This window comes from Bacillus sp. ISL-45, assembly GCF_018613195.1.
Lineage (GTDB): Bacteria > Bacillota > Bacilli > Bacillales > Cytobacillaceae > Mesobacillus.
In genome coordinates, this window is the sequence record NZ_JAGGQQ010000026.1 from 15,977 (window position 1) to 42,806 (window position 26,830).

The 26,830-nt window shown below is 33.3% G+C and carries 29 protein-coding genes, 1 pseudogene and 1 riboswitch; of the genes and pseudogenes, 24 read left to right on the forward strand and 6 right to left on the reverse strand.

Annotated elements, in window-relative coordinates; genetic code table 11:
• Positions 1 to 109: 109 nt before the first annotated feature.
• The 10 genes from J7E35_RS22985 (at position 110) to J7E35_RS23030 (ending at position 10,532) form a co-directional block, all read left to right on the forward strand.
• Entirely contained in the window at positions 110 to 703 is a 594-nt protein-coding gene (locus J7E35_RS22985) for an EAL domain-containing protein (protein ID WP_214784678.1), read from the forward strand.
• 793 nt (positions 704 to 1,496) lie between these two features.
• The gene (locus tag J7E35_RS22990) at positions 1,497 to 1,814 is read left to right on the forward strand and encodes an STAS domain-containing protein (protein WP_214784682.1); all 318 of its coding nucleotides are present in this window, start codon (positions 1,497 to 1,499) and stop codon (positions 1,812 to 1,814) included.
• Positions 1,814 to 2,665, forward strand: coding sequence for a PP2C family protein-serine/threonine phosphatase (locus tag J7E35_RS22995; protein ID WP_214784686.1), 852 nt, complete (start codon positions 1,814 to 1,816; stop codon positions 2,663 to 2,665). Before J7E35_RS22990 ends, J7E35_RS22995 begins: the two co-directional genes overlap by 1 nt.
• 5 nt (positions 2,666 to 2,670) lie before the next feature.
• Positions 2,671 to 4,710: a FapA family protein gene (locus J7E35_RS23000; RefSeq protein WP_214784689.1), complete on the forward strand. Its 2,040-nt coding sequence runs from the start codon at positions 2,671 to 2,673 to the stop codon at positions 4,708 to 4,710.
• 20 nt (positions 4,711 to 4,730) lie between these two features.
• Positions 4,731 to 5,042 (forward strand): STAS domain-containing protein, encoded by a 312-nt coding sequence (locus J7E35_RS23005; protein WP_214784694.1) that lies wholly within the window; start codon positions 4,731 to 4,733, stop codon positions 5,040 to 5,042.
• Positions 5,043 to 5,183: 141 nt separating this feature from the next.
• A riboswitch (cyclic di-GMP riboswitch) is annotated at positions 5,184 to 5,268 on the forward strand.
• A gap of 297 nt (positions 5,269 to 5,565) precedes the next feature.
• Positions 5,566 to 6,102, forward strand: coding sequence for a DUF5317 family protein (locus J7E35_RS23010; protein WP_214784697.1), 537 nt, complete (start codon positions 5,566 to 5,568; stop codon positions 6,100 to 6,102).
• Positions 6,089 to 8,116, forward strand: coding sequence for an HD domain-containing phosphohydrolase (locus tag J7E35_RS23015; RefSeq protein ID WP_214784700.1), 2,028 nt, complete (start codon positions 6,089 to 6,091; stop codon positions 8,114 to 8,116). The genes J7E35_RS23010 and J7E35_RS23015 overlap by 14 nt, the downstream gene beginning before the upstream one ends.
• A 119-nt stretch (positions 8,117 to 8,235) precedes the next feature.
• Positions 8,236 to 8,709, forward strand: coding sequence for a DUF600 domain-containing protein (locus tag J7E35_RS23020; protein ID WP_214784703.1), 474 nt, complete (start codon positions 8,236 to 8,238; stop codon positions 8,707 to 8,709).
• A gap of 699 nt (positions 8,710 to 9,408) precedes the next feature.
• On the forward strand, positions 9,409 to 9,720 hold the full coding sequence (locus J7E35_RS23410) for a CbrC family protein (RefSeq protein ID WP_483297675.1): 312 nt from the start codon (positions 9,409 to 9,411) through the stop codon (positions 9,718 to 9,720).
• Positions 9,721 to 10,283: 563 nt separating this feature from the next.
• A complete protein-coding gene (locus J7E35_RS23030; RefSeq protein ID WP_214784706.1) occupies positions 10,284 to 10,532 on the forward strand; it encodes a hypothetical protein in 249 nt (82 codons plus the stop codon).
• A gap of 339 nt (positions 10,533 to 10,871) precedes the next feature.
• Here J7E35_RS23030 and J7E35_RS23035 read toward each other — a convergent pair whose 3' ends face one another.
• Together J7E35_RS23035 and J7E35_RS23040 are read right to left on the reverse strand one after the other, a co-directional pair.
• Complete coding sequence (locus tag J7E35_RS23035) at positions 10,872 to 11,168, reverse strand: AbrB/MazE/SpoVT family DNA-binding domain-containing protein (RefSeq protein ID WP_214784709.1); 297 nt, start codon at positions 11,166 to 11,168, stop codon at positions 10,872 to 10,874.
• 201 nt (positions 11,169 to 11,369) lie between these two features.
• The gene (locus J7E35_RS23040; RefSeq protein ID WP_214784712.1) at positions 11,370 to 11,627 is read right to left on the reverse strand and encodes a hypothetical protein; all 258 of its coding nucleotides are present in this window, start codon (positions 11,625 to 11,627) and stop codon (positions 11,370 to 11,372) included.
• 1,104 nt (positions 11,628 to 12,731) lie between these two features.
• Between J7E35_RS23040 and J7E35_RS23045 the strand changes: the two genes are divergently transcribed.
• Positions 12,732 to 13,280 carry a recombinase family protein gene (locus J7E35_RS23045; RefSeq protein WP_214784715.1) on the forward strand — a complete coding sequence of 183 codons (549 nt, stop codon included), beginning with the start codon at positions 12,732 to 12,734 and terminating at the stop codon, positions 13,278 to 13,280.
• A gap of 81 nt (positions 13,281 to 13,361) precedes the next feature.
• Here the strand turns inward: J7E35_RS23045 and J7E35_RS23050 are convergent, their stop codons facing one another.
• Together J7E35_RS23050 and J7E35_RS23055 are read right to left on the reverse strand one after the other, a co-directional pair.
• Positions 13,362 to 14,222 carry a hypothetical protein gene (locus J7E35_RS23050; protein ID WP_214784718.1) on the reverse strand — a complete coding sequence of 287 codons (861 nt, stop codon included), beginning with the start codon at positions 14,220 to 14,222 and terminating at the stop codon, positions 13,362 to 13,364.
• Positions 14,223 to 14,436: 214 nt separating this feature from the next.
• Positions 14,437 to 15,069 carry a restriction endonuclease gene (locus J7E35_RS23055; protein WP_251041197.1) on the reverse strand — a complete coding sequence of 211 codons (633 nt, stop codon included), beginning with the start codon at positions 15,067 to 15,069 and terminating at the stop codon, positions 14,437 to 14,439.
• 329 nt (positions 15,070 to 15,398) lie between these two features.
• Here J7E35_RS23055 and J7E35_RS23060 point away from each other — a divergent pair, with 329 nt between their 5' ends.
• The 5 genes from J7E35_RS23060 (at position 15,399) to J7E35_RS23820 (ending at position 17,765) form a co-directional block, all read left to right on the forward strand.
• Positions 15,399 to 15,692 carry a hypothetical protein gene (locus tag J7E35_RS23060; RefSeq protein ID WP_214784721.1) on the forward strand — a complete coding sequence of 98 codons (294 nt, stop codon included), beginning with the start codon at positions 15,399 to 15,401 and terminating at the stop codon, positions 15,690 to 15,692.
• Positions 15,693 to 15,700: 8 nt separating this feature from the next.
• Positions 15,701 to 16,240 carry a hypothetical protein gene (locus J7E35_RS23065; protein ID WP_214784724.1) on the forward strand — a complete coding sequence of 180 codons (540 nt, stop codon included), beginning with the start codon at positions 15,701 to 15,703 and terminating at the stop codon, positions 16,238 to 16,240.
• Between the two features lie 29 nt (positions 16,241 to 16,269).
• Positions 16,270 to 16,722, forward strand: coding sequence for a hypothetical protein (locus tag J7E35_RS23070; protein ID WP_214784727.1), 453 nt, complete (start codon positions 16,270 to 16,272; stop codon positions 16,720 to 16,722).
• A gap of 296 nt (positions 16,723 to 17,018) precedes the next feature.
• A complete protein-coding gene (locus J7E35_RS23075; RefSeq protein WP_214784730.1) occupies positions 17,019 to 17,225 on the forward strand; it encodes a hypothetical protein in 207 nt (68 codons plus the stop codon).
• A gap of 390 nt (positions 17,226 to 17,615) precedes the next feature.
• Positions 17,616 to 17,765 carry a recombinase family protein gene (locus tag J7E35_RS23820; protein WP_353050395.1) on the forward strand — a complete coding sequence of 50 codons (150 nt, stop codon included), beginning with the start codon at positions 17,616 to 17,618 and terminating at the stop codon, positions 17,763 to 17,765.
• Between the two features lie 228 nt (positions 17,766 to 17,993).
• Here J7E35_RS23820 and J7E35_RS23085 read toward each other — a convergent pair whose 3' ends face one another.
• Entirely contained in the window at positions 17,994 to 18,482 is a 489-nt protein-coding gene (locus J7E35_RS23085; RefSeq protein ID WP_214784734.1) for a JAB domain-containing protein, read from the reverse strand.
• A 548-nt stretch (positions 18,483 to 19,030) separates the two neighbouring features.
• Here J7E35_RS23085 and J7E35_RS23090 point away from each other — a divergent pair.
• The 8 genes from J7E35_RS23090 (at position 19,031) to J7E35_RS23125 (ending at position 25,844) form a co-directional block, all read left to right on the forward strand.
• Positions 19,031 to 19,717 (forward strand): hypothetical protein, encoded by a 687-nt coding sequence (locus tag J7E35_RS23090; protein WP_214784737.1) that lies wholly within the window; start codon positions 19,031 to 19,033, stop codon positions 19,715 to 19,717.
• Positions 19,718 to 19,730: 13 nt separating this feature from the next.
• Entirely contained in the window at positions 19,731 to 20,138 is a 408-nt protein-coding gene (locus J7E35_RS23095; RefSeq protein ID WP_214784740.1) for a hypothetical protein, read from the forward strand.
• The gene (locus tag J7E35_RS23100) at positions 20,131 to 21,489 is read left to right on the forward strand and encodes a hypothetical protein (RefSeq protein WP_214784743.1); all 1,359 of its coding nucleotides are present in this window, start codon (positions 20,131 to 20,133) and stop codon (positions 21,487 to 21,489) included. The genes J7E35_RS23095 and J7E35_RS23100 overlap by 8 nt, the downstream gene beginning before the upstream one ends.
• Positions 21,490 to 22,189: 700 nt before the next feature.
• Positions 22,190 to 22,780, forward strand: a complete 591-nt coding sequence (locus J7E35_RS23105; protein WP_214784746.1) for a hypothetical protein — start codon at positions 22,190 to 22,192, stop codon at positions 22,778 to 22,780.
• A gap of 21 nt (positions 22,781 to 22,801) precedes the next feature.
• Entirely contained in the window at positions 22,802 to 23,110 is a 309-nt protein-coding gene (locus tag J7E35_RS23110; protein ID WP_214784749.1) for a hypothetical protein, read from the forward strand.
• 41 nt (positions 23,111 to 23,151) lie between these two features.
• Positions 23,152 to 24,486, forward strand: coding sequence for a cold-shock protein (locus tag J7E35_RS23115; protein WP_214784752.1), 1,335 nt, complete (start codon positions 23,152 to 23,154; stop codon positions 24,484 to 24,486).
• A 327-nt stretch (positions 24,487 to 24,813) separates the two neighbouring features.
• Positions 24,814 to 25,413 carry a recombinase family protein gene (locus J7E35_RS23120; RefSeq protein ID WP_214784755.1) on the forward strand — a complete coding sequence of 200 codons (600 nt, stop codon included), beginning with the start codon at positions 24,814 to 24,816 and terminating at the stop codon, positions 25,411 to 25,413.
• 173 nt (positions 25,414 to 25,586) lie between these two features.
• Positions 25,587 to 25,844, forward strand: coding sequence for a hypothetical protein (locus tag J7E35_RS23125; RefSeq protein WP_214784758.1), 258 nt, complete (start codon positions 25,587 to 25,589; stop codon positions 25,842 to 25,844).
• Between the two features lie 803 nt (positions 25,845 to 26,647).
• Here the strand turns inward: J7E35_RS23125 and J7E35_RS23130 are convergent.
• Positions 26,648 to 26,830 (reverse strand): annotated as a pseudogene (locus J7E35_RS23130) (IS110 family transposase); the annotation flags it as partial.

Genomic DNA, 26,830 nt, shown 5'->3' on the forward strand with positions numbered 1-26,830 from the left:
TTCTTTCACGAGTATCAACCTTTATGGAGCACTGAAATGGAAGAAATTTTTGCTTATGAGGCTTTGATTAGAACTAAACCTCAAATAAGTCCAGTTTTAATCTTTCGATATGGGAGAGAACAAGGAGTTCTTTATGAATTTGATAAAATATCCATTACTAATGCACTTAAAGGATATTCTCAATCTTATTATGAGAAATACAACCCTTTTTACTAACATATTTCCTTCTACGCTCGTGCACCCTAATTTTCCTGAATTTATTAGAAGATTAGTTCAAGACTATCCAATTATAAAAGGGAGGGTTGTTTTTGAAATTAACGAAGAACCAATAGAGTTAGGGATTTGGGATGCAGATGCCTTTTTAGGAAGAATCAATCTATTAAAAGAAATGGACTTTCAAGTCGCTCTGGATGATTTAAAGCTTTCTTTAATTTCTGTGAAAAAAATTCTTAAATATAGTCCTGATTTCGTTAAATTGGACCGTTCCTGCTCAAAAAATCTTGCTCATTCAATAAACAAGCAAAATGCAATTCAATCTTTATTGTCAAAGTCTCAGAACAATGTTGTTATTGTGCTCGAGGGGATTGAAAAGGAAGAGAATTTATTAACAGCTTCTTATAGGAATCCCTGCAGTACAAGGATATTACATCTCGAGACCACATCTTTTATAAGCAAAAAGATCCAAAATATCATTAAGGATTAGTAACTCTAAATAAACTTTGATATGTACAGTTCTATAAATGAAAATGTTAAAAGGGCATTTATAATATTCAAAGCACATAAGGAAGAATATGGGATTGATATTAATAAGGTTAATTCCATAGAGTGAAACAGTGAAGTAACTATTCTACCTCAAGTCCCCGATTATAAGGTGGATATTGCAAAAATAAGAGAGAAAATTTCCCCTGGATATATGTTTTTGCCCACACAAAAATACCTCCGATAAATATAAATGTAGGAAGTGTTTTATACTGTCTCAAATGCATTAGTACACCTAATAGGAAGTGTTTCCTATTAGTTTTATAGATAAATAGGATTAAAAATAGGAGCTGTAGGTGATAGTCGGATAAAAACTGGTATTAGGAAATATAAATACAAGGAGCGCTAAATTTCAGATAAGACTGCCCCAGCTAATAGCTATGTGTCAAGAGTGAGCGCTGAGCAAAAGGTGCAATTTTAAGTGTGGAAGGTCAAAGTTAAAAATTCACTTCAGATTTTTAACTTAATTTTCCAGTAATAAAATACCAGGAATAGACGATATTTAATGTAAATAATATTCGAAAAAAGCACTTTTTAAAAGATAAAACCTCAAACAATCTAAAGCTTATTATAGCTATGATTGCCGGGTAACTGAAAAGATAACAGGGTTTCTGAATAGTTAAGCCCTTTTATTGCAAGCTCATAATTCTTTTTGGCGAATATTTCCCCTGTATGTTAAATCACAGTGAAATTAATTTATTTGTTTAATATTTCTTAATAGAATGGAGGTAACAAAAATGGGGTTAACTATTAATAGAGAAATTCATGAGACTACTATTATCTTAAAATTTAAAGGAATATTAGATATATCCACTGCAAATGTAATGGACCCATATTTAGATGAGATTCAAAAAATAAATACATTAGTTTTGGACTTTAGTGAATTGGAATTTATAGATTCTACTGGTATAGGTTCTATAATAAATTCAATTTACTTATCGCAGGAGAAAAATTTTTATCTTGAACTTAAGGGAATTAATGAACTAACACATCAAGTATTTGAAACAATTGGTGTATATCACATATTGAATTCAATTCAAAAGGAGGTTGTTTAATGTATCATGATAGCCTCACTTACAATTTTGAAAATAAAACACAAGAAAATCAAAGTGTTTTGGATAGTTCATTGCAAAGGGAAATTAATTTAGCCAGAAACATTCAGTCTCAATTATTGAACGGAAAGACTCCAATTTTCGAAGGGGGAGAAGTATCAGGATCCTCACTCCCTGCTAGGTTAATTGGTGGAGATTATTATGATTTTTATCCTTTAGTAGATGGAAAAATTAGAATAGTAATTGGTGATGTAATGGGTAAAGGTATTCCAGCTGCGATGTTAATGATTTTGACAAGAGGGGCGTTTCGCAGTGCAGCAGAAAGCACTCAAAGCCCTGCCGAAACTTTAACAGCGATGAATCAGGCAATTTATGAAGATCTTAGGATATTAAAATCATTTGTTACCCTTTTTTGTGCTGATTGGAATCCGAAAACTGGAATACTTACATATGCGAATGCAGGTCATAACCTTCCTATTTTTATAAAAGGTAATAGTGACAGTATTGAAGAACTTGCTAAGGTAAAAGGCATTATGGTAGGCGGGCTCCCAAACCAGGTCTATAAGGAAAATTTCGTTCAGCTTGAAAATAATGATACTATATTTTTTTATACAGATGGAATAGTCGAGGCTCAGAATAAAGAAGGTGAACGATATAAATTAGACCGATTAATTGCTGCGTTATTAGACTGTAAACATTTAGGTGTTGGGGAAATCGAGAAAAGCATCATGAATTCAATCAATAAATTTACCGAGGGAGTTTCACAAAAAGATGATATTACAATGGTTCTTTTAAAAATTACTCAAGAAAAGGCTGATATTACAAGTCTGAATTCTCCAGTACTAGGAGGTTAATGCAAATGCAAAGTATTTTATCTAAAGGGAATAGCATTAATGATGCCATAAGTATTGGACTGGAAATCCTGGGTACAACTAAAGAGAATGTAAACATTGAGATCATCGAGCATGGAACAAAAGGGATTTTAGGTATTGGATCAAAAAAGGCAATGGTGCGACTTACAAAGTTTGGAAAAACATCCTCCGGCCTGGATTTTGATATTTTATCAGATGAACTTGAGAAGGCTGTAATTGATTTGGAAATGAACAAGGGTTTAGAAGATAATAACCTTGATAATTTGGAATCAGAAAGGCATGAAGGAAAGGTCTGGATTAAGAATGGTAATATTTACTGCCTGTCCTCAGCCAGTCATTTTCCAACTGTAACGATCCAAAAGGGTGTACGTCTTTATAAAAATGGAATACCGGTAGAAGAAAAAACGACAATAATTACAGAGTTTGATGTGTATGAAATTAAAGCTGAAGACGAAGAGGCGGCATCTAACTGGAAAGTCTTTTTGGATGAGTACAAATTAAAAGCTTATTTACACATTGTGCCTGGTTATAAAATGGTTCGAACCATTCCTGATATGGAACCTGATAATCATATCAATCTTTCTGCTCTCGAGAGAAAAGAGCAAAGTAATTCACTAACCTATCTGGAAGTTATACAAAAACTTGATGAATTAAGGGTTAAACATGGTTTTAACCAGTCTGAAATCAATAAGGCAATGGAAGCTACGGAGACAGCAACTTTTGAAATTGCTACTGGAATACCAGCTAAACAAGGGAAAGATGGCTGGGTAGAGCTTAAAGTTGATGTAGATGTTCAGGAAGGACCGAAGGAAAGAAAAGATGGAAGTGTAGATTTCCGTGAAATTAAATCAATCCCCAAAGTAGAAAGAGGGCAGGTAATCGGTGTCATACACCCTCCTATTGTTGGGGAGCCAGGATATACGGTTACATATGAACCGCTTCCTGCAAAACAAGTCTTCCCTATCATTCTAAATGCAGGCCGGGGAGTACTCGAAGTAGACGGCAAAATAGTTGCGACCGAATCTGGGCGGCCTTCTATTGAACGGAGAGGACAGCTTTTAAAAGTCAGCATTGTTCAAAAGTTAACACATAAAGGCACTGTTGACTTAACTACAGGCAATATTCACTTTTTAGGTGATGTAGAAATATTAGGTGAAGTCGCAAACAATATGGTTGTTGAAGCTGAGGGAGATATTAATGTCCATAAAACAGTTAACAATGCATTACTTGCTTCTACAGGTGCGATTATTTCTTACGGAAGCATTATAGGTTCTGAATTATCAGCGGGTAAAAATAATATGCTTGTTACTGAATTGGGCCATCTTTTAAGGCTGATTAATAACCAGGTTGAAAAAATTATTTCTTTCATCAGCCAGTTGACTCAATCTCCGGGATTTAAATCCAGTGATTTTTCAAGAGGAGGCTTACAGCCTCTGATCCGGATATTGCTGGAAAAGAAATTTAAGAACTTCCCGCCACTTGTAAAAAAATATACAGAGGCTGTAAGAAGAGGAGAAAGATATCTAGAAGATGAGAAATGGGAAACGATAGGGACCTCTTTGTCTAATCTCTTTTTATCAATTCACAATGAAGCTGTATCACTTCAAAAAATTTATGATGTAACTGAAAAAATGAAGCATTTAATTGAATTTGCTGAAACTCCTGTAGAACCTGACTCATTTATAACCATTCCATATGCACTCAATAGTCAGCTTTATTGTAGTGGCAATATTTTAATTTTAGGACAAGGCAGCGTAAATACAAAAATACATGCTGGCGGAGTCCTTAAAATAACAGGTGTTTTACGTGGTGGTGAGGTCTATGGAAGAATGGGCGTTGAAGTTAATGAATCAGGTGCCGAAAGTGCCCCAGCTACAATGATCGCGGTTCCAGAGGATCAAAAAATACGGATAAAAAAAGCGATGGAAGGAACAATTATTAAGATAGGCACTTCTAAATTTACTTTTAAGGAAACTAGTTATAATATAAATGCTTATCTGGATAAGGATGGTAAAATCGTTTTGTAGAGATTGAAAGGGGCATGGAAATGATAGAAGTAAAGTTGAATCCTAATGGAGAATACCTTGAAGTAAGTATAATAGGCGATTTAGATATAGATAGCACTGAATTGGTTGAAGATGAACTGCTTCCGGAATTAGGGAAATATAAAATTATAAATCTTATTTTCAGCGATGTTCCTTTTGTCGATTCATCAGGTATGGGACTCCTAATAAACTTAGTGCAATCCCTAAGTGAAAAAGGAATAAAAGTAACGATATCAAATGTAAGAGATGATGTTATGGAAGTATTCGAACTGCTGCAATTGCCTGATATTTTAGGTGATCAGGTATTTGTGTAAATTCTATCTAAATTTCATAAACTGTTCTGAAAATAAAAAAAATTAATGATACGTATTTTTAAAATATTTACCCCCGTGTTCCTTTTACCTATTGATGAACTATTAAACTAGAATTTAAATTAAATTAAATAGAATTTATCTTAACGATAAAGGCAAACTTACCTAAAGGTGAGGACGCAAAGCCACGGGCCTAAAGCATTTTTGTCATGGTAGCCGGGTTACCGAAGAAGACGGAATATATACTTTTATCCGCCTTACTTCAAGGCGGATCTTTTTGTCTTCACTTAGGTATTTAAACACGTTTTCGGTCCTTGGAATTTTGTTATCGCATTCACTTTAACTTGAAAGGAGGTGAATAATATATGAAAGCACGCTTAAAAAGCTTTTTAGCAGTTGCAGCTGTAATCGCAGCAACATTTGGAGCAGTAATCGGCAAGCCTTGGTGGTAAGAAAATGGAGGACTCGGAGGATCATTGGAAAATCCGGGTCTTTTTAAATCAATTTTTTTAGGGGGATTCCTCGAGTGAAATATATTCTCTTATTTGCAATATTGCTTACACTATTAAAAGGGAGAAATGCCCTTTCTTTTATAAATAATGTGAAATTCAAGTGGTCCCTGGTCATATTAATTAGTTTTAGTGTCCAAATTGCACTTGTATTCATTACGATTGAATCAAAAGAAAAATTTGGGCTTATTCTTATTGTTACTTTTGTAGGGATTATTGCAGGTCTGTCAAGAAATAATAAAATTCCAGGTGTAAACTGGATCATCATTGGTGCTGTTTTGAATTTATTAGCTCTCCTTTTAAATGATGGACTGATGCCTGTTTCTGAAGAGGCATTAAATACGACAGGGCAACATTTGGAGTCTTTTGAAACAGACTCCCGCCATCAAGTGATGTCCCATTCTACAGATTTTTGGTTTTTAGGGGACTGGATACCCGTTGTAAAATACGTTATAAGTCCTGGTGACATCTTTGTAGCTATAGGCATAGTTTTGCTTATTTATATGAATTCTTCGAGTATGAAGCCAAAGGTGAGATTAAATGAAGGTGATTAACTGGTATACTATTTCCCTGATTTTAATCGGCTGTATATCATTTATTTTTTCTCTCAGCCATCTTGATTTTTCAATGGCAAAAATTTTAATTTTAATGACTTGCATAGTGATTGTTTTAGAAATATTCCCTGTTAAATTACCGAGTGGAGACACATATGCAGCGGGTAGCATCGGATATTTGTTTCTATTAATCAATGGCGGATTTTCTTATGCAGTGCTGGCTATTTTTATCGCAACCGGAACCTATTACTTAATAAGTTTGAGAAAGATTAGAATTCCTGTCATTCGTCTTTTGGTTACTATTGGGATGTATGTAACTTCCATGTTGGCAGCGTCGATTTCCTGGGAATTCGCTCAAAACGCAAATGTTTTTTTGGGAGTTGGGATGGTTGCGATTGTCTTTGAATTAGTGAACTTTTTTCTTTTGGAAGGAATAGAAGCAACTGTATTCAGAAAAAAGATGTTCAACAACATTTTACAAAAATTAACAGAATTGATTATACCAATCTTAATCAGTATACTTGTCATCTCCAGACTTGCCCTTGTTGAGTCAGAACCAGAATTAATGATATCAATATTATATACATTTTTCTTTTTACTGTTTCTCATTTACTTTTCCCATGAATTTACTTATCAATTTTTTCTTCGAAAATCAACTTCAAATGCTTTTATGAAAATATTGGAGGACAGTATAAATCCTCATTTTGCAGGCCATGGAAATCGGGTTGGAATGATTTGTGACCTCATTCTGGAGGATATAGGATATCCAAAAAGAAAAAGAAATAACTTGGTCCAGATAGCCTCCATTCATGATATTGGAAAAAGTTTACTTCCTTCATATATATTTAGAAAGCGTGGAGATTTAACATTATCAGAGGAACGTGAATACAAAAGTCATTCGGAAAAAGCTGTAGAGATTGTCAAAGCAATGTTTTCAAACGAGTCATTTCCAAAATGGGTTCTTCATCACCATGAACGGTGGGATGGAAAAGGTTTCCCAAGTGGTTTAAAGGGTGCGGAAATACCATTAGAATCAAGAATCATTGCATTGGCTAATGAGTTAGATCACATTTTAACTCGACATAAAGACCCTGAAACGATTTTAAAGTTATTAGAAGAAAGGTCCGGAACTTTGCTGGATCCAATTTTAGTTGGGAAGATAAAATCATTCCATATTGAAGCAATAATAGGAAATATGAATTTTCCTTTAGCTAATGATGAATTGCAACATGCAGCTGAATTGACTGAAGCCCAGTATAGTCAAAATGAGACCTATTCAAATATTGGGGAATCATTCTTTATCCAAGTAAAGGGTGGTAAAGTTTATTCACCAAAAAGCATTTTTTCAAATAGCCTTTTCCAATCACTTGCAGATTCAGCAATTGAGCGCCAGGAACTTGTGCATGATACTTTTATGCATGAAAATATTACTTTGGACCTCCATGCCCAGCAGCTACAAAATGGGGATGTGACAATTTTCGCCCATGACCTGACCCCATATTTGCATTTTAGGAAACAATTAGAATCTAGTATTTTAGAGTCTTATGCAGACATAATTAATAAACTGTCAGAAGAAAAAATAAGGTTGCATACTTCAAGGGAGACTTTGTTGAATCACCTAGGCGATAAATTGGCAGAAGTTGAAATAACTAAAAATTCTGATGTACCAAAAAGCAGGGGAATCATTAAAAGCATTCTTGAACAATATGCGCCCCACTTAGATTCTATGAAGGTTCAGGTGGCAGTAACAGAGGCAGTAACCAATGTATTAAAACATGCCATTGGAGGGAAGCTGTCCATTACTATAAAAGATAACCGTATGCAGTTCTTTATTTCGGATAAAGGATCCGGAATACCACTCCATGAAATTCCGAAAACGATTTTAGTTTCGGGATACTCCAGCAAAAAGTCCTTGGGGCAGGGCTTTAAAATGATCGCTAAATTCTGTGATGAGGTACAAATCCAAACGTCTTCTAATGGAACATTCGTCTTGATTGAATATAATTTACGATAGTCAGGTTGAAATTGTTATGTATATATTTAGAAAACTATGCAATATGGATATCTTCAATAAAAAGCATTTGGAAAAATAAACTAACGATTAGGAAAAAAACTTTGCTAGGAGACCCAAGAATGAAAAGTGAATTTGAGAATATTTTTTCAAAGTTGCAAAAAGATATGGTTGCCATTTGTTTAGAGTATGTTGACTTTAATGCAGAGGATGTTTTTATCTATTGTTCCTATGAATCTGGATTATATCAATTTGACGTTTTCTTTAAGATCAATGGGAAAATTGTCCATAAACATAAGCTGAATGATGCAATAAAAGAACTTAACAATCAAAACAACAAACGCGGTATAGACGTTTCAATAGAAAGACAGCGATTTTTATTAGAAGATGGAATAGCACACTTAAAACTCATTCATGAAAAATTCAAAGTCTCCAATCATAATATGCCAAGTGAGATAAAGTTACATTATAATGTTAAACAAAATAGGTTAAAAGAAAAATATAAATATGATTCCGTATATTCAAGTGATACCTATCTATTAAACCAAGCAAAATTTGATTTGTGGTTTAAAGAAGTCGAAAAAACAGTAATTTAGTGAAAGTAAAATGCAATAAAGCCCCAAAGAGATGTAAGGTTAAAATGACTTAAGAAACAACTTCAGGGGAAACACTTTTGTCTTAGTTTTCAAACATTAAGCTGGTAAAGAGGGAGATTATCATCGTGGTAGACCATTAGTAGATAGGAGCAGGTTTATAGTTCTTTGCTAGGTCTAAGTGTATGAAAGGATACGGGTTTAAAAAAAAGAAACTAGATTATGTTATATCCTATGCTTAGTAAGGCTATTAAGCCTGATATGACTGTTTTAACAGATTTTTCTAAGGAATTAGTTCAGAAAAATAAAACTATGGTTTGTTTGTATTGAAATTAGTATGTAGAAATTTCTAAGAAGGAATATATAATAGTGCAGATTTAGAACGTAACTTATCTTGGATTTATGTTCCGAAGGAAATAACCGAAATTGTTAAAAAAGTAGAGAATGTTTTAGAGATGAATAGGTTTGGACATCTGATTATAATCAAAGTGAAGAAGCGATAGATGTTGTTAATAATTTGTTGAAACGGTTCAATATATTTATAAGAAACTCAAGTTTAGTTATTGAAGTAAAGGCGCTTCTTTAACAGAAAAAATCAAGCGATTGCCCTAACCCATAGTAGAATTTATGTTTGATAAAACGAGGAGGACCTAAATTTTAAACTACCATATTTCAAATATAATCCCAACCCTATCCTATTAAATGTCATTAAAGAGTATAAAACATTATGCCGTGTATGCAATAAGAATAGGCCCTTTTTATTCAATTGAAGAAGTGGAAGGTATTTGTCCTTGGTGTATCTCTGATGGATCAGTAGCTAAAATCTTTGATGGGGAATTCCAAGATGTTGAGAGCTGTGATCGTGTAGGAAAAGATGAATATATTGATGAGCTTATATATAGAACTCCTGGATACTCAGGTTGGCAACAAGAATATTGGATAAGCCATAATGGAGATTTTTGTGCGATAAAAAGCTACATTGGTTGGGAAGATATTATAAATTTTAGCAGATGAGCTTTCTGGTGATATCCAAAGAATTTGTAATAGCTTTAAAATCACTGAAGAAATATTTGAAAATAGTCTGATTAATGGCGGGGACCATCAAGGTTATCTCTTTCAATGTGTTAAGTGTGGGAAACAGTCGTTTACATAGTGATTTATCATAGTTATAAAATAAAACCACCTCATTAAATCTCTTATCTTCTTCAACTAACGAGTGCAAGAGTTTTTAAATCGCGCTGCTTATATAGGAAGCACTTTGTTATTTGTTTAGCTTAGCAAGAAAAACATAAAGGAGATTTGAGACAAATAATTTAAATCACTTTCCTGAAATATACAAAGAAATTAAGCGAAGTGTAAATGTTAAGATCAATTAAACTTCAATAAAACAATATTAACCCACAATTTATATATATGTGTTACGAAATGTTGGCAAATGATTTTTGTATCATTGGGATAGATGAAATATGTTTAAACCCGGATAACAAAGAGGCTAAGAAATATTTCTTATTAAGCTGGAAAAAACTCAAGAATCGCTTTTACAAAAGTATGACTCACATGAAGTGGATTTTGTGACTATGAACAAATATAATAGATTACTTTTGGCAATTTTGAGTGACTCCGAGGAAATATCATGTTCATTAGCAAATCTACTGGGAGGTAGGCCGAGAGAAGAAAAGGAACACGTGCAACCTTTCATTAATAATGTAGGCTATGCAGTGAAATATCTTATTATAAAGGAAAATGAAAAGGCTGCTGAAACTATTGAAAATCTACATAATATAAATTTAACAAATGACGTGAAACAGTATAAAGATTATGTCTAGTTTTGAAAGCGATTCTTAAAAGAGATGAAAATGCTATCAACGAAGGTTTACGTAATTTAATCGAAAATCAAAAAAATAATGAACTCTTTAAAGATACTTCAGATGAGTTAATCAGTATTTTTGGGTTAGGGTTTGGCAAATTAGCTTAATTAAAAGGAGTCAAAATTCATATAGACGATGGAGTACCTCCTTCCATCTTTTTGAATAAGGACATAATCGACTATCCAAGTCTAGACTTAGGATTTACGTACTATCTTCATGAATAAAAGAAGTAGCATTCCAGTAATAAGCTAACTTTGTGAATAATTGTACTTAAATAAAACGTAGAGCTTCTTTAGTTTACATTGGTTTTATTATAAACCATTTATTATCCTTATCAACAAAAATACAGATTTCATCATGAGGTGTTATCCTCATTAGCTTTTTAAGTTCAGCTGGTATTGTTATAGTACCTTCACCTGAAACGACACGGGAGTTGTCAGTGCTTTTCGGGTTATGCTTTTTAACTATGATGGAATCCTGTTTATAAACAAGATCTACTAATTTGCCAGGTGTAAAATCGAATTGCCTTCTCCATTTACAAGGGAGCCTGACAATACCATATTTATTAAATTCCTTGCATTTATAAGGCTTCACAACTTCACACCTGCCTTAATGGTATTTTATGTACTTTTATCCTAAAAACGAACAATTTAACCAACATAAGTGAAAAGGGATTGCATTAAGATACATGAACAATGCAAGAAAGTTTTTTACAAGATGAAAAGAATGTAGTTTATTCAATTAACGAGTGCTTATGTTGAAGAAGGATTGTAAAAAGGACTTCCTGAATCCTTTTTATTTTGGTGTTTTTGTAATGGGAACATATCTGCCATTAGGGAGCTTTTCAACCAGTCCAAACTCGATGAGTTTTTTTAGAGAAAGGGTGCAATAAGAAGCTGCATCATATTTGTCTCGGCCTACCTTTACTCCAATCTGGGAAGGACCAAAACCTTGCTGTTGATAGTTGTTCTGCGGTGAGTTGTTAAGATCAAATAATGCTTCATATATCTTTCTATCTTTTTCTGTAATTTGTTTCTTAGTATGTTTTTTCAATGAATTCTCCTCCGATTATCTTTCTTAATAGGAATTTATAAAACTATAATGTAAAAGACAAGCCATTACTCTCCCGCTTTTCAAAAAGGGGTAGGATGGATTAGGGTCTTTAATTTAACTACTAAAAAAGTCCTCTAAAAAGAAGGGCATTGGGAATACTTTCAATAAAGTTATGAACAAACCTATAATGAACATTGTCTCTTAACCTATTTTTTTAAAACGTCTTATCCTATCCAAGCATGTACAGGACTAAACTTTTTAGCTATATTTCTCTTTATATAAGGTCAGTGACGTTTTCATTCCGCACAAGACCAAAAGTTATTTTTGTACCATATACCAGCCTGAGCATAGCGATCGACCATCTCTCTTGTTTTATGGCCCGTTTATTTCATAATAGCTATATCCGTTATCCCCATTACAGTTGCACTTGTCGATAAACCGCTTAGAATGCTACGACAGGATAATCTCCCTCGTCTAAACCTAATTGACTAATTTATTTCTTCACTATTAAGGCAATGGCCTTTGCACTTGGGGGCCCATTAACGTTACTGTGGAGATCGATAGATCTGTAAAGCTCCAGAGTCAATCTTTGCGATTTTAATCCGGGTTCAGCCGCTTTTACTGGACAGTATTCTTTATAAATATTAACAACATCTTTAACTAAACATCGTTACGGATTTTAGTTTCTTTGATTAGAACATCCATACCAAAATCATTCAGTTCAAAATCTTCGATATGCTTGTTACTACATTCCAATGTAAATAAAGTGGATAAAAAAGCAATTAGACTAACAGCCGGGGGAATTGGTGGATTTACAAGAGGAAGATGCCCCATTATATATACAAATTAGACCCACTAAATAGAGATTTGTTGATAATGGTATATAGCAGGGTTTAAGGAAAATAGGAAATACGGTATCTAATGTATACTTGGGTTCTTGTATATACTCCAAGTAGAAAGTCTAATAAACCCTCGTTTTATAGACAGTTAAAAGTTGAATGTAAAATAATATATATTTACTTGTTATCTGTCTATAAACTCGTCTATAATTTAAAGTATAGAAATATATGTTGAATCAGGTTTTATAGACTGGAGGAGTGTATTGTGACGAAAGTTGGTTATGCCAGAGTATCTACCCGGGAACAGAATCTCGATTTGCAAATCGATGCCTTGACGAATGCTGGCTGTGTAAAAATCTTTACTGAAAAGAGCAGTGGTAAAAAGACTGATAGAGAGCAATTACACAAATGTCTTGAATATTTAAGGGAAGGCGATACACTTACAGTTTATAAACTCGATAGATTAGGGAGAACCACCAAGCAGCTTATTGATTTAATTGAAGAATTACGGATAAAGGGTATACACTTCCAGGCAATCACAAATGGAATTGATACGACAACACCACAAGGTAAGTTCTTTTTTACTGTAATGGCAGGATTTGCAGAAATGGAAGCTGACTTAATAAAGGAAAGAACTAGAGCTGGGTTGGAAGCCGCTAGGGCAAGAGGTAGAAAAGGGGGAAGGCCCCCTATAGACCCTAAAGTGTTAGACAAAGCAATTAAACTATATAATAGCAAAACATACAGTATAAAGGAGATTACAGAAATTACTGGAGTCTCTAAAGCAAAAATATACCAGGAGTTAAAGAAATAAAAAGGCTTCCTATTGAAGCCTTTTTTGGTAGAACCCATCTCGTTGTGATGATACTGATTATCTAGAAAAAGCCACATGCTTTTAAAAGTCAAAAGACAATTGATTATCATTCTTTTTATCGAGTCTACCTTTTTTTAGTAACTCTTCTCCTCTAACACCTCTTTGATATCTTTTTTTAATGGTAGAGAATTGTAATCCTGCTTCTTTAGCCCATTGATTCATTGTTTTCTTTTCTCCATTTATTTCAAGAAGATCATGCTGGTAACCTATAGGTGCTAATAGGTTTTCTTCCTCACAACCAGTATAAATACGTCTCTGCAGAGTTTTATATGGTAATCCACTTAATTCTGCCCATTCAGCAACAGTTTTTGTAACGTTATTAATAGTTAAGTAATGATTGTTTCTTTTATTCCTCTGCTGCTCAACACCAGTGCTCCATTTGCAGTTACTAGGTTCGTAATTTCCATTTACATCTAATCGGTCTATTGACAAATTTTTTTGATATCCGTTTTCCTTTGCCCATTCTGCAAATACTTCAAAATCCATCCATTCCGTACATACCTTGATACCTCTGCCACCATATCTATCGTAATGATCTAGATTTTTATTGATACATCTTTGAATCATTTGAGTCCATATATTATATAATCGTGAATATCTCATTCCGTGTGTTTTATTTGTTTTATTCTTTTCAAGGAAAACACAATTTTTAGGGTAATACCCATCATCTTTATTTTTTCTAACTAACTCTAAACCTTCTTTATAACCATTTTGTTTGGCCCAACCCACAAAAGCTACAGGGTCATCTTTCCATTCTTCACAGATCCATAAATTCTTCCCTTTGTAGCGATTATCTATATTACTTCCATAACATTTTAATCTCATTGTTTTCCATACCTTATATATTTTTGTTTTGCTTAACCCGTGTTTTTGAACAAACATAATTAACACTTCCTATTATATTTATTACACTTACAACACATTAACTATCCTTTTACTAGATTCGTTGCTAAGTTCTGAAACCAAAACAGATAAAAAAAACATCCTATACATTCTAAGATGGTTTTCTTTTAAATAAATCTATGATACCAGGGTCACACTTGGTTGCCTATATATATTATTCGGTAAACAACTCTGATGGGAATAATTGACTTAATTAACTCCCAGAGGCCTTTTTGTTATTTACAATCATTTCTATTAACATTCCTCGATCAATAAGAAAAATATTGTTTTTTTCAGCAAGCTCATAGGCTGGCTTTGAAAATATATTATTAGTAACAATCCAAGCCTCAGTCGCACCATAGTAAGGTATAGATGAGTAAACTTCTTGAACAGCCCTAACTCCAACTGTTTTGTTATATCGTTTAACTTGCACAGCAATTTTCCTATAATCTTTTGTTAAAATTAAATCAGCTCCGAAATCGCCCGATGCAGAAGTCGTTTGTACGTTGTATCCCATAGCCTGAAATAGTGCCTCCAGGTAATATTCAAATTCAACTCCATCCATTACATCAATTTCCCCAATTCCTGACTGGAGTATTTTTTTTGCATTTTCCCTTTCTTCCTTACGCCTTTTAAAACGTAGGGGGATATATATAATTATGACAAAAAACATTCCTACCAATAACTCTGGAATAATAATAAAGGAACTTTCTAAAGGAAATGAAAAAAAGAAGAGTGCAGAAAATATAAATAAAAACCATACCACCATAAAATCTACCATTTGTACTGGACTTAACTTTGCCTTGTTTCCTCTTGTCCTATAAGTTTTTACTCTATAATGTGTCATTTTCTAATTATCCCTTCACCAAAAATTCCACTTAAAAAGGAATTCCTGAAAGTATACTATTCCCATATTATCTCAAAAAATACCCAATAACAATCCTTTCAATCCTCAATGGGATAGAGATGATTATAAATCTAAGCTTATTTTTTGGGGGTTTTAATGGCATAACTCATATGAGTATTAAAATAAAAAAAGGTTCTGATTATAAATTCCAAATTTAAATAGATGATAACAATCAATCAATATTAATTGAATTATAAATGGTAAAATTTGACAATTAATTATAAATAGATTATGATATTTATAAGTAGTATGACGAAAGGGTGATATTAATGGGGAAAAGAATTATTGGACCAGATATTAAAAAGGAACTTTTGAAGGATTTAAAGGTCGTAAAGAGTATTCTTACTAAATATGAATCTATACTAAATTCTAAGGAACATGAGAGTGAAAAATTACCCACACTTAGGGATATAATGAACACTGAAGAAAAGATAAAGGTCGACAGTTTGAAAGTTGAGTTACTCCATGCTTGGTCAGATTATGAGAGGAATCAAATTTTACTTGAAATTGAAAATATATTTGAAGAAGCAAAACACAGATATTATCTGAGTTTAAGAGAGTAGTGATTTCTATGTTAAAACTTATTATAGATAACACATATTTAGGACAGACCTGTCGCTTTAAATGTGATTTATTTGATGATATTACTGAACAATGTTCTATAAGAAAAACAAATCGTATAGATGATCCCGAAACTCTTTGTTCTTGTAAATACTTCATTCCAAAGGGATGGAGCGAAACTGAAAAGAATTATCTCCAAAATAATAAATTAGAGCAGTTACAGGATGGTTGTAATTTAGATTATAAACTCTATCCAGAAGAACCATTAGAGGAATCAAAAAGAGATGATGCTATATGGTATAAATCTTTATGCGGTAAATATGGATGTTGGATTATAAACCACTCTAGTAAAAAGTTTTTTGCTGTTTCCAATCTAAGCAATGGATTCGTATCGGGGAAAGGGAGGAGAGTCTACAAATCTCCCTTTCCACTGCATGATCATAAAGCACCATTAGTAATAGCTTCAAAAGTAGCTTGGTATGTAAACGAAGAGGGATATGGAAAGTATGTATTGCTAAACAACGGAGAAATAGTAAATTTTTCTAATTAAAAATAAAATATTTAGGGTGGAGAGATAAAATGCTCAATTTTTTATTTGGATATTTCTTAGGGAGCTCTTATAGTGAAAATGAGGGTAACGGGGTAGGGGGAGGAATTCTAGGGGTAATACTAATGATTGTATTAGGTATAATCGCATATAATATAATTTTATTTTATTATGGACATAGTGATATTAACACAGATTCAAAGTGGGTTGCGGTTGTAAAATACTATTTCTATCCTTCTATGTGGGATGTATATTATAACGTGGGGGTTGGTCATTCTGGAATAAAAGCCTGGTTAATGATTGTAAACTTTGTAGCCTCCGGTTTTGCTATTCTTCCAATAGTATTACCTATTACTTTTTTATTTTATAAACATGAAGAGTTGGGATTTAATATTGGATTGTTACTCGGGTCTGTATTAGCAATTCCAAACATGATTTGGGTTTTCTTGCGTTTTATTTACTATATAATTAAAGTGTTATTCTAAACAGAGGAGATAAATAACATTTGTCCATGGTTAGCATTTAGCACATTCATTATTTATGGGGATATGAGTTGCGTATAAGAAGTCCATTGATGGATTCAAAAAGATAATTTCGCAGCTGCTTCCTAACCTTGAGAACCTTTCTAAACCTCTACTTAAGAATCAAAGAATTTCTTGAGTGATTGTTTAAATTCAACAGTAAATACCTTATGAAAAACCTTACCTAAAAACAACCCAATTATCTGTTAGAAGTGAAAACCGTTATTAAAAGTAGGTAAAATATTGATAGGAGGAAAACGATGAGCAATGAAATTACAAATTATAAAGCTACAGATTCGGTTGTTTTAGTAAAATCAAGAGCGATATATAACGGAAAATTTGTTCCTGCGTCAAAAGACTTAGGGTTAGATTTCCTTTCTTCACTTAAGCAAACTATTGATTCAATTGATAAGGTTCTAAGGGAGTCCGAAAAGATCCTTCCAATGAAAAAAGTAAAAAATATATAAATGAAATAGTAGTTTTTTTATCAAACAGATTAACTACATATTAATTATAAATTCGATTATATTTAAACAACTTAGTCAGCACCCCTAAATATTTTATTTAATAAAAACCGATTTCCATATGGAATCGGCTTTTTGGATATTATTAAAATAGGTGGGTCATAACTCAAAAGTTTTGACACCAGTTTTTCAATCCGGAATATTCAAGGGATAAGTTCAGTGTCGTAACTTATAACCATATGTTAACTTCTGAAAAGGGACTGTTATTGATGAAGTACGGAAGTGCTCGGGTATTAATGATGGGTCAGGACTTCAAATGGATGCACTTGAAAGGGAAGCTTGAGAAAAGATTTATTCGGAAAAGTTAACAGGTACAAAAGCTGATAGGTCGTAATTCCAGGCGCTGTTAAAAACGTTGCAAGCGGTGACACGCTCGTCGTAACGAAGCCAAGTCGGTTTGCTAGACCGACCTTTGAAGAGCTGATGATTGTAAGACAGCTCTTTGAACAAGGAGTAAAGGTTATTAAATATGGGATTTATTAAAAACACGCTATCTTTAAGTATCGAAAAAATCGGGTATGATCGCAATGACAACGTAATAGACATTCGAATAGCTACTCTAGAACAGGACGCATAACAGGCGTTATTTTTTATACATATAAAGAAAATTGTACAATAGAATCTATAGTGTCTACAGGAAAGAGTATAATTGGTTAATGCTTTGGGATACATTAATGTATTAGAAAAACATATGGTAGTCTTCTAAAACAATTAATTCTTTCTTTCAACTCTTCTACGAACAACCCGATTTTCAAACATGTACCCTTCTTGTTTGAAACTAAAAAATTCTCCTCTTGAATTAACAATCAAGTGATCCATTAAAGGAATTTCATGGATTAATCCTGCTTTCAATAAAATTTCGGTTGTTTTAAAATCTTCTTTTGATAGTTTAATGTTTGTAGAAGGGTGGTTATGTGCCACAACGAAACTCCTAGCGTTATTTAAGATGCAAGCTTTGAAGATTTCTCGTGGTGAAACGGTTGTGTTTGAAAGCGTACCGATGTGGCTTCTGTGAACTGCAATAACTTGGTTCTTCGTGTTAAGGCAAATTACAAGAAAAACGTCCCGGTCATCTTCTCCAATGAAGTGATGTGCAATTTTGTTCGCATCTGAGGGATTGAAGATACCCTTTTTAAACTTTTTATTCTGGACTTCTAAGACGACTTGCTTAATTCTTGATACCTCATAAATGGTTTCCATATGAGCACCTTTTCCCGTATTGATAGTTACTTTGATATTACAACTATTACCTGTAGGTGTATATAGAAATAATTAAATGACCCGAATTGGTCAAAAAATAACTATATTAGATGGGCATTTAGGATTATTTTACCTAGGCGGTACGACTGTTAAAATGCAGCAAAGGGTGTAGAGTACCTTTATACTAGCTTATAATAAAGCTAAAACGAATGAAAATTCTGACATAACTCCGTGTTTACGGCGTTAAAGCAGTTCTTAAAGATAAATTTTACCCTCATAAAATACGCCATATTTTAGCGTTATTATTAGTAATGGCAGGAAGACCCGAAAATATTTTAGTGTATTGCGATAAAAGCTGACTCGCGGTTATATAAAGATGGCTAATCTGGATGTAATGACAAGCACGAATAGTTTGACTTGAATAATAGCATTTTTAAGAAATACGTAATAATAGCTTTCCTTTAAGGGTAGGCTTTTTTTATTTTCTAATCTATCAATTGGAAATATTTGATATACTATTAGTGATAATTACTTATGGAGGAGTTGCTATGAGTAAACCAGGAATCATGCAACATGGAGCTGTTAAAACGTTTTTAACTAGAGGTGCATTTAGTAGTGTATTTAAGCCGTTAATTTATAAAAAGGAAGACCACGTCCATCATGATTTTTTAAACGCCTTTTTACCGTTAATTGAAAACATAAACATGCAGGATAATAGTTTGCGATTTGTAACTTATTGGCTTTACCTTATACCGAAGGAACTATTCGAAGAAATATTTATTACCGATGAAAATGGCGAACGTTATTTAAATGCCGTTAAACATTCTGATTTAAAGAACGGTGCATTATGTTCTTATTATACGCAAGCTATGGCAGTATGGCATTTAGAGCAGTTGTTAAATAACAATGAAGAGTTGAGTAAGAATATTGGGATTACTATTAGCGATATTGAATATGTACTAATAAAGTTTTACGGTACAAAGAACCTTACATTACAGTATTTAAACGAAATTAGAGGAGAATTTGATTTATCAAAAATGAACGTAGACCCGAGGGATTGGGGCGTACATTACGTATACAGTATTTATGATCTGCTTATTAACGATGAACAGGTAAAATACCGAGCTTTAAAAGACTGGGATAATAACTTAGAAGAAGAGATCAATTTTATAACTTTCTTCATTCAGTTTTTTAGCGCTCAGAAGGAACAATCATTAGCGGTATTTTTCAATTAACGGGGGTAGAGTTATGACCAGGAAACAAAAAGCAACGTATTGGATGCTAGCTATTAACACCGTATTAGTTAACGTAATATTCTTCGCCTATTTCTATAAAGAGCCGTTACTATCATTGGATACATTATGGGCGATATTACTCGCAACGGGCTTTACCGCATTTGGGCATTTCTGTTTATTACAAGAACACGTATTTTTACAACACTTTATTCCGAGTAAAGAGCCGATGTTACATAGAATTGAAACGCCTGCATTTATGGACAGCGAACTATTTTATTATGACACCGATGGAACTATACGCTTAGGTGAAGATGCACCGCCAGAGCTAGTGAAAGAAGTTAACGATTATATAAAGAGTTATAACGTTTGGCTAGCAGAATGGCATCGGAATAATTATAAAGGAGGGAAGTTTGTTGGGTAAAAAGAATCCCCAAAATAAGAAAAAGAAGAAACAAACTAAAAAGAAAATTAAAGATAATTATAGTTTTAAAGAAATGGATACAACGGTTGAAGGGTTTACGGATATGCAATCATTGTATACGGTATCTAAACAATTAGGGTATAGGAATCAACAACTTGATGAGGCTTTTAAACAATTCGATGAGGCAAAAAGAAAGTATAAAACATATAAAATCGTACCCGATAGGTTCAATGATTTCTTCGCCAAAAAGGGTTGGATAGCTTATGAATCGTTAAGTTTTGACTTAATGGAGAACTGCGTAAAACTTGCCGAAGCAGGTAAGCCTAAAGAAGCCGAAGAAGCCCTTATTGAACATTTTACTGATAGAGAACGAATCTCATTTTTAATTATACGGCTTAAAAATGTAAAAGAGTTTAGGTCGCGTACACCTTTATTATTAAACGCCTTAGAGGACCATTTTAACGGTAGGTATCACGCAAGCGTACCGTTATTTTTAATGTTAATAGATGGCTTTGTTAACGACGTAGAACAAATTGGTTTCTTTGCGGATAAAGTGAAGCTAGACGTTTGGGATACGATTGCAGCTCATAGTAGCGGTTTAGTTGCAATACAAAAAATCTTTAATAAAAGCCGAAGGAAAACTACGAATGAGGAGATAAGTTTACCGTATAGAAACGGCATACTCCATGGCAGGGATTTAGGCTATGCTAACGTACAAGTATCTGTAAAGACGTTATCTACCTTACTAGCGCTAGGGGATTGGGCTATCGAAATAAATAAGGGCAAAAAGGACGTTGATAAAGAATATGTACCACCAACACCCGAAAAAACGATAGAACAGATCGCAAGTAGCCTAGAAGGATTAACACAAAATCAACGGCAAAAGGAATATTTACAAATATGGAAACCTAGGGATATAACCGTTGGTGAAGATATACCAGAAAAAGGGGATTTAAGTGACTACGAAGATGGTATGCCAGAAAGAGCAGTAATGCAATTATTTGATTATATAACGGTAAGAAACTACGGTAAATTAGCGATGATGCTTGAACTTAATAGGAAATACAATTCTGTTAAGAAAATGGCAGGCAACCTACGTGAAGTATTTGAAGGTAAAAAGTTAGTTGATTACAAGCTAGTTAATGTTTATGATAATGCCTCTGCCGTTAGCGAAATAGAAACAGAGTTAATATTTGAACGCGAAGAAGATGGCAAACAAGTAACGGATCACCGGACGTTTAGACTTGTGTATCAAGACGAAGATAACAATCCGATTCCCCGTGGATTTAAACAAGCGGAATGGAAGGTTGCGTTTGATTTCCATAATATTGAATACATTAACTTTCTGTAATTTCGGGGGTAGAGATATTAAGCGGGTAAAGCACCTTTTTTGCCGTATAATAGCGTTTTTATTTGAGTGTAATTTACGAGTTCAAATTACGTTGTTAAAAGCTGAGAACTTTGTATTATCAACGGATGTCACAGCATATGTAACGTTATAATTAACGGCTTATGTAACTGTTAATGTTAGCGCTATAGTAAGTATATAGGAGTTAAAAATATACTATAGTATTGCGAATGGCTTACGTAGTTGGTTGTGTAATGATTAACGTTTAATAGCAAAACGCTTTCGATGTGCATTAGGCGCGCCAAGTACATGGGGGATGCCATAGAGATATGTATGAAGGTGGGCTATCTCATCTCAGTGCCTAGCTAGTCAAATTAGCTTGAGGATCTTACTTGAAAAAATACAATCCAGCTTTTTAAATTATTGTGAGGGAAAAGTTGTGAAAAAAATCTTAGTTATTTGTACATTTGTAATTATTTCTCTATTGGGATGTAGTACGGAAAAACAATCAACTTTAGATAAGTTTTCAAACTATAATTTACTAAATTATTTACCTTCTAATCCGGGGACTATACGAGAGTATATAACATATGGCACTGAAATGGAAGGTGGAATGATTTCTAGGGATTAACTAAAAGAGATTATTCAAAATGGGAGCGCAACAGATGGAACACCTATTTTTATTTATGATTTTTATCATTCATTGTTTTTTACAAAAGATCCTTCACAAGTAATTGAACAAAAAAGAGTTGTAGAAGCCAGTGAAAATGCGATATTTGAATCTATTCCAGCAGAGAGTGCGATATTAAAGAAACAATTGAAGTGGAATCGTGATGATGAATCAGAAATTCAATTGGTAAATGTGAATGTTGATTTGTCTACGAAAATTGGTGAATTCTCCAATTGTATTGAGGTTATACAAATTTTTACATATGAATCTATGAAAGGCTTCCTACAAAAGAAATATTACTGTCCCAAAGTAGGCGAAGTATTATCTTATTATAAAACACCTAAATCTAAGGATTTTAAGATATATTCAGAGTTACTTTATATTGCGAGTCCGGGAGATCCAGAGTTAGGAAAGAAATATTTTTCTGAAAAATCCGAAACCTCTAACGATGAAGATCAGAAAGATGAAGTTGGTGGCGAAAACCGAAAAGATACTCATCCAGAAGAGTATGGAGAAAATTATTCAACAAGTCACATAGGGGATGCAGTGTCAGGTCCACTTCCAGATTCAACTGGAAAGGTTTCAACATTGAGTATTGATGAGTATAAGAAGGCTGTTAATTAAACAGTTGAAATAAAAGACCCCGTGTTAGTAGAACCTGAGGATAGATATTTTGGATCGGATCATTACATTATGTTTTTGAACGGGCCAACAATTTTAGTCGATGAAAACAACAATATTAAAGAAATTATATATAGTAGAATTGCTGATGAAGAAGCATTTATTATAACTCAAAAACTTATTTTGGGATTAGATCCAACTATATCTATAGATTATGTGAACGATAAAATTTTATTTTCAGGAAAAGAAGATACAACTCATTCTGTAGGTGAATTTGAAATAGGAATACAATTTGATGAACGTGGATTCAATTTATTTGCGGTAGTTAAATAGTCGATGTCAAGTCACAAGCCATATATAGAGGAGGAAAACTATTGGGAAGAGGGAATATAAAGTATATAAATTCTAAAAGAGGGTTTGGTTTTATTGGAAATGAAAATAATGATGTGTATTTTCGTTTAACAGATATTTTGTCCTTAAATGAAGGGAAATTCGAAGTTGGAGATTTAGTTGAATATGAAGTAAAAAAGAGTTCAAAAGGGTTAATGACGAAAAATATAAGATTAATTGAAAAAGCCATTACTTATGAATTTAGAACAAATATAAGCGATCTGAAAGAATTATGGAATCAATCACTAAAGAGTACCATTAAAGACTTACAGAATTCTGATCACAGCATCATAGTGTCAACCTATTCATCTCAATGGCTTATCCACTATGAATTAAATCCATATCAATATAGTGTATACCATCGCCATTGGGGCAATAAAAAATTTCACAAACAACATACTCCATTGTATTCAGAAAGCAAGTTTTTAACATTAACAACTGAGGGAGATTTATATTTAAATTTTCAATATATTACTAGCCACGACGCTGTAAGAATTCTTGAAAGTTTTGAAATCCTAATTGTGTCTGTAGATTATATAAATGCTGAACGAGTGGCTTTACTTAGATCAGAATTATATGGTTCCAAATTGCCTTATGATAAACATGATATCTTCCCGAAAAAAAGTGATCTCCTAGAAAGGATTAAAAATAACGGTCAGAAGGAATGGGAGGAAGCACCAAAGTGGGTCGTTAACAAACAGACTATTAAACCAATATGGACACAAAAACTTAAACCGTATTTGGATGCAACTATTTTTGACGAATTTGTTTTGGTGATGAATACCAAAAACAGACAATGGATATTAGAAGTAAGGAATGAGCAAGATTTTAAAAATTATAAGTTATCGGAAAAATTTTGGGGACCGACCAAATTCTCAAAGGAAGAAATTCTAAAACAATCAATTTGTGAAGAAAAAACCTATAACTTTGTTTTAGATGTGGTTCGATACATTCAACGTAAGGAAGCTGACTATGAAGGACTATGCGAAATTCGATTAATGCCCGACGCCCATTTCATCCCTTTCGGAAAATATCTTTATAATAATATTCAGGCCATAGATGATGTTCCTCCACCGGATTCGGAAAAGGTTGTTATTCTTTCAACGTTTGTTACAAGTCAAAGTTTACTTGTAAGTTTTTTTCGTGAGATAAGTATATATAAGGAAATATCGAATAAGGAAATAAGACGTATGCTTATGGACGATAAAAGAAAAAATAGCCTAGCGTTAAGAAGTTTGGTAAAAACCTATATTAGTAAAAACCTAAATACAGATGTAGTAGGAGAAACTATTCGTTATTATGCAAATTTATTAAAATAATAACTTACATAAAGTTAGAACTGTTTTTAAATCATCCTTAAAGGTAAACAAGGCCGACTACTGTCATCAAGTACTTCAATTCTTTTTGTTAATATTTAACTTCCTGAAGTTCAAAGCCCTTCTCTACCTGGAGAGGGTAGATGTTTACCGACAGAAGATTTAAGGTTACCTTTTCGGGTAGCACTTTTTTTGTCTAAAAGTTGTAAGTTTTGTACAGGAATAAAAATCACTGATTTTTAATGGATACTACCTTTGAAAATAGTCTAAAAGATAGTATATAATTGATATGCAGAAAGATATATATCTTTTGGATGGAGAGTGTTGAAGATGGGTGAACTTATTGGATATGCAAGGGTAAGTACATCGGAGCAGGATTATGCTTTACAAGTAGAACATCTAGAGATTAATGGTTGTACTAAAATCTTCTACGAAAAGAAAAGTGGAAAGGACACTGGAAGACCAGAACTGAAAAAGGCGCTGGAATATTTGCGAGAAGGAGATAAGCTAGTCGTTTATAAGATTGATCGATTAGCGAGATCCACAAGAGATTTACAGAACATTGTACATGACTTGCAAGAAAAAGGCATTGGTGTTGCTTTCATAAAAGAACAAATTGACTTTTCAACCGCTGCTGGCAAGCTAATGTTTACCATGTTAGGTGCTATTGCAGAATTTGAACGGGATTTAATTAATGAACGGACCAGAGAGGGTAGGGAAAGAGCTAAGAAGCTAGGAAAGCATCTAGGAAGAAAAGGGCAGGACACTAAAGAGATTCGAAGAGCGTTGAAGCTGTTTGCGAACCGTGAAATAAATGGGCTAAGCGTGAATGATATTGTTAAGCAGACAGGTGTACCACGTTCAACAATTTATGCCAAAGCAAAAGAGATTAATGATAAGGAAATGAGACCGTATGCTTGGGGCCATTGAACGGGGGGGGTGACGCTGGATCCAACGGTAAATATGGCTGATATTATTGCTTTATTTGATTAATGAGATGATAAGTATATAAGGTACTTTGTATGACAGAAAAGCAGAATTAAATTCAACTATTTTTTGTCACTTCTATTAAAAAGAATTTTTGACAAAGAGGGGTAATAATTATGGATATGTGTACATTCTGTGATAAAGATAAGGAGGACTATCAATATACAGTAAGTAATGAAATTATATGTGAAGAATGTGTAGAAGAAAATGCTTTTAAACACTGCTTACGATGTCACCAAGTATTAGATGAAGATATTTATGGTGAGGGTTTTTGTGAAGGATGTTGGGATTTTGTCGATACACCTGAATGGATGGAAGATCATGGCGGTGAAGAAGAATATATGGATTCCTACGACCCTGACATAGAAGAGTAAAAAATTTTAAGTATAAAATAGGTGGGAAATGACATGACGATAGGTAATGCACTCCCGGATTTTAAGGATACTGCAGGATCATTCACAGCCAAAGGGTTAATAAAAACTTATTAAGATTTATGAATGGAAACTAGTATGAAAGGGTAGACTAAGTCTTTTTAATGGTACTACACATGTAAAGACCTACTATTCTCAAAATATAGAGAGTCTTTGGGTTCGAGCAAAGAATAGCCGTTCAACCTGAAAGTAAGAGAACGTTAAGGAAAAGCAAAACATACAAACATTTATATAAAATAAAAACTTTGATTAATACATTTTCAGATAGAACTAAATTAACAGTAACAAGCAAACCAAACTCGCATTATGTTTAGAAAATGACAGCAATCCTTTTTTAAAAGTTTACCCAGATAGTTAGACACACTCTAACGATTCTAGGTGTAATTTTATATTGACATATACCCCGCAAAAAATTAGGAATAAAAAAATAGTTAGATGCCGATCCATCTGGAATCGGCTTTTTGATTTTCGTGTAAAATGAAGTGGACATAACTCAAAGTTTGAAACTTCTTTACCTTACAAGGCAAAAACGACATGTGTAGAGATGTATTTTATTCGGCAGTTAATCAAGAAATGATTAATGACTTTTTTGTTGAATTCCTTATTAAACAAAACCAGCTAATAGTTTGTCAATATTTTTCATTAAATTTTAAAATTCAACCGTGATATACTAAAAAAGGGTATACCAAATAATTTTCTTATTCTCTGAACTGGAAGGTTTTTCGTTATTTAGTTAGATGTTGTTTCTAAGTTATATCTTGGAAAGTGGTTCTGTTTTTTAATAGGGCAAAAATCCAATGTAAAAGCTTATTTACACAAGCAATAACTGCTACCTTAAATGGCTTTCCTTCTTCACGCTTCTTGTCGTAAAACTCACGCATACGTTTGTTGCGAGGAATGATTTCATCCGTGGTTTTCTGTTTGCGACA

Excerpts from the sequence above, each read along its gene's own strand:
- J7E35_RS22985 (WP_214784678.1), top strand. The coding sequence starts at position 110 with ATGGGAGAGAACAAGGAGTTCTTTATGAATTTGATAAAATATCCATTA.
- J7E35_RS22990 (WP_214784682.1), top strand. The coding sequence starts at position 1,497 with ATGGGGTTAACTATTAATAGAGAAATTCATGAGACTACTATTATCTTA.
- J7E35_RS22995 (WP_214784686.1), top strand. The coding sequence starts at position 1,814 with ATGTATCATGATAGCCTCACTTACAATTTTGAAAATAAAACACAAGAA.
- J7E35_RS23000 (WP_214784689.1), top strand. The coding sequence starts at position 2,671 with ATGCAAAGTATTTTATCTAAAGGGAATAGCATTAATGATGCCATAAGT.
- J7E35_RS23005 (WP_214784694.1), top strand. The coding sequence starts at position 4,731 with ATGATAGAAGTAAAGTTGAATCCTAATGGAGAATACCTTGAAGTAAGT.
- J7E35_RS23015 (WP_214784700.1), top strand. The coding sequence starts at position 6,089 with ATGAAGGTGATTAACTGGTATACTATTTCCCTGATTTTAATCGGCTGT.
- J7E35_RS23020 (WP_214784703.1), top strand. The coding sequence starts at position 8,236 with ATGAAAAGTGAATTTGAGAATATTTTTTCAAAGTTGCAAAAAGATATG.
- J7E35_RS23410 (WP_483297675.1), top strand. The coding sequence starts at position 9,409 with ATGTCATTAAAGAGTATAAAACATTATGCCGTGTATGCAATAAGAATA.
- J7E35_RS23030 (WP_214784706.1), top strand. The coding sequence starts at position 10,284 with ATGAACAAATATAATAGATTACTTTTGGCAATTTTGAGTGACTCCGAG.
- J7E35_RS23050 (WP_214784718.1), bottom strand. The coding sequence starts at position 14,222 with ATGTTTGTTCAAAAACACGGGTTAAGCAAAACAAAAATATATAAGGTA.
- J7E35_RS23055 (WP_251041197.1), bottom strand. The coding sequence starts at position 15,069 with ATGACACATTATAGAGTAAAAACTTATAGGACAAGAGGAAACAAGGCA.
- J7E35_RS23060 (WP_214784721.1), top strand. The coding sequence starts at position 15,399 with ATGGGGAAAAGAATTATTGGACCAGATATTAAAAAGGAACTTTTGAAG.
- J7E35_RS23065 (WP_214784724.1), top strand. The coding sequence starts at position 15,701 with ATGTTAAAACTTATTATAGATAACACATATTTAGGACAGACCTGTCGC.
- J7E35_RS23070 (WP_214784727.1), top strand. The coding sequence starts at position 16,270 with ATGCTCAATTTTTTATTTGGATATTTCTTAGGGAGCTCTTATAGTGAA.
- J7E35_RS23075 (WP_214784730.1), top strand. The coding sequence starts at position 17,019 with ATGAGCAATGAAATTACAAATTATAAAGCTACAGATTCGGTTGTTTTA.
- J7E35_RS23085 (WP_214784734.1), bottom strand. The coding sequence starts at position 18,482 with ATGGAAACCATTTATGAGGTATCAAGAATTAAGCAAGTCGTCTTAGAA.
- J7E35_RS23090 (WP_214784737.1), top strand. The coding sequence starts at position 19,031 with ATGAGTAAACCAGGAATCATGCAACATGGAGCTGTTAAAACGTTTTTA.
- J7E35_RS23095 (WP_214784740.1), top strand. The coding sequence starts at position 19,731 with ATGACCAGGAAACAAAAAGCAACGTATTGGATGCTAGCTATTAACACC.
- J7E35_RS23120 (WP_214784755.1), top strand. The coding sequence starts at position 24,814 with ATGGGTGAACTTATTGGATATGCAAGGGTAAGTACATCGGAGCAGGAT.
- J7E35_RS23125 (WP_214784758.1), top strand. The coding sequence starts at position 25,587 with ATGGATATGTGTACATTCTGTGATAAAGATAAGGAGGACTATCAATAT.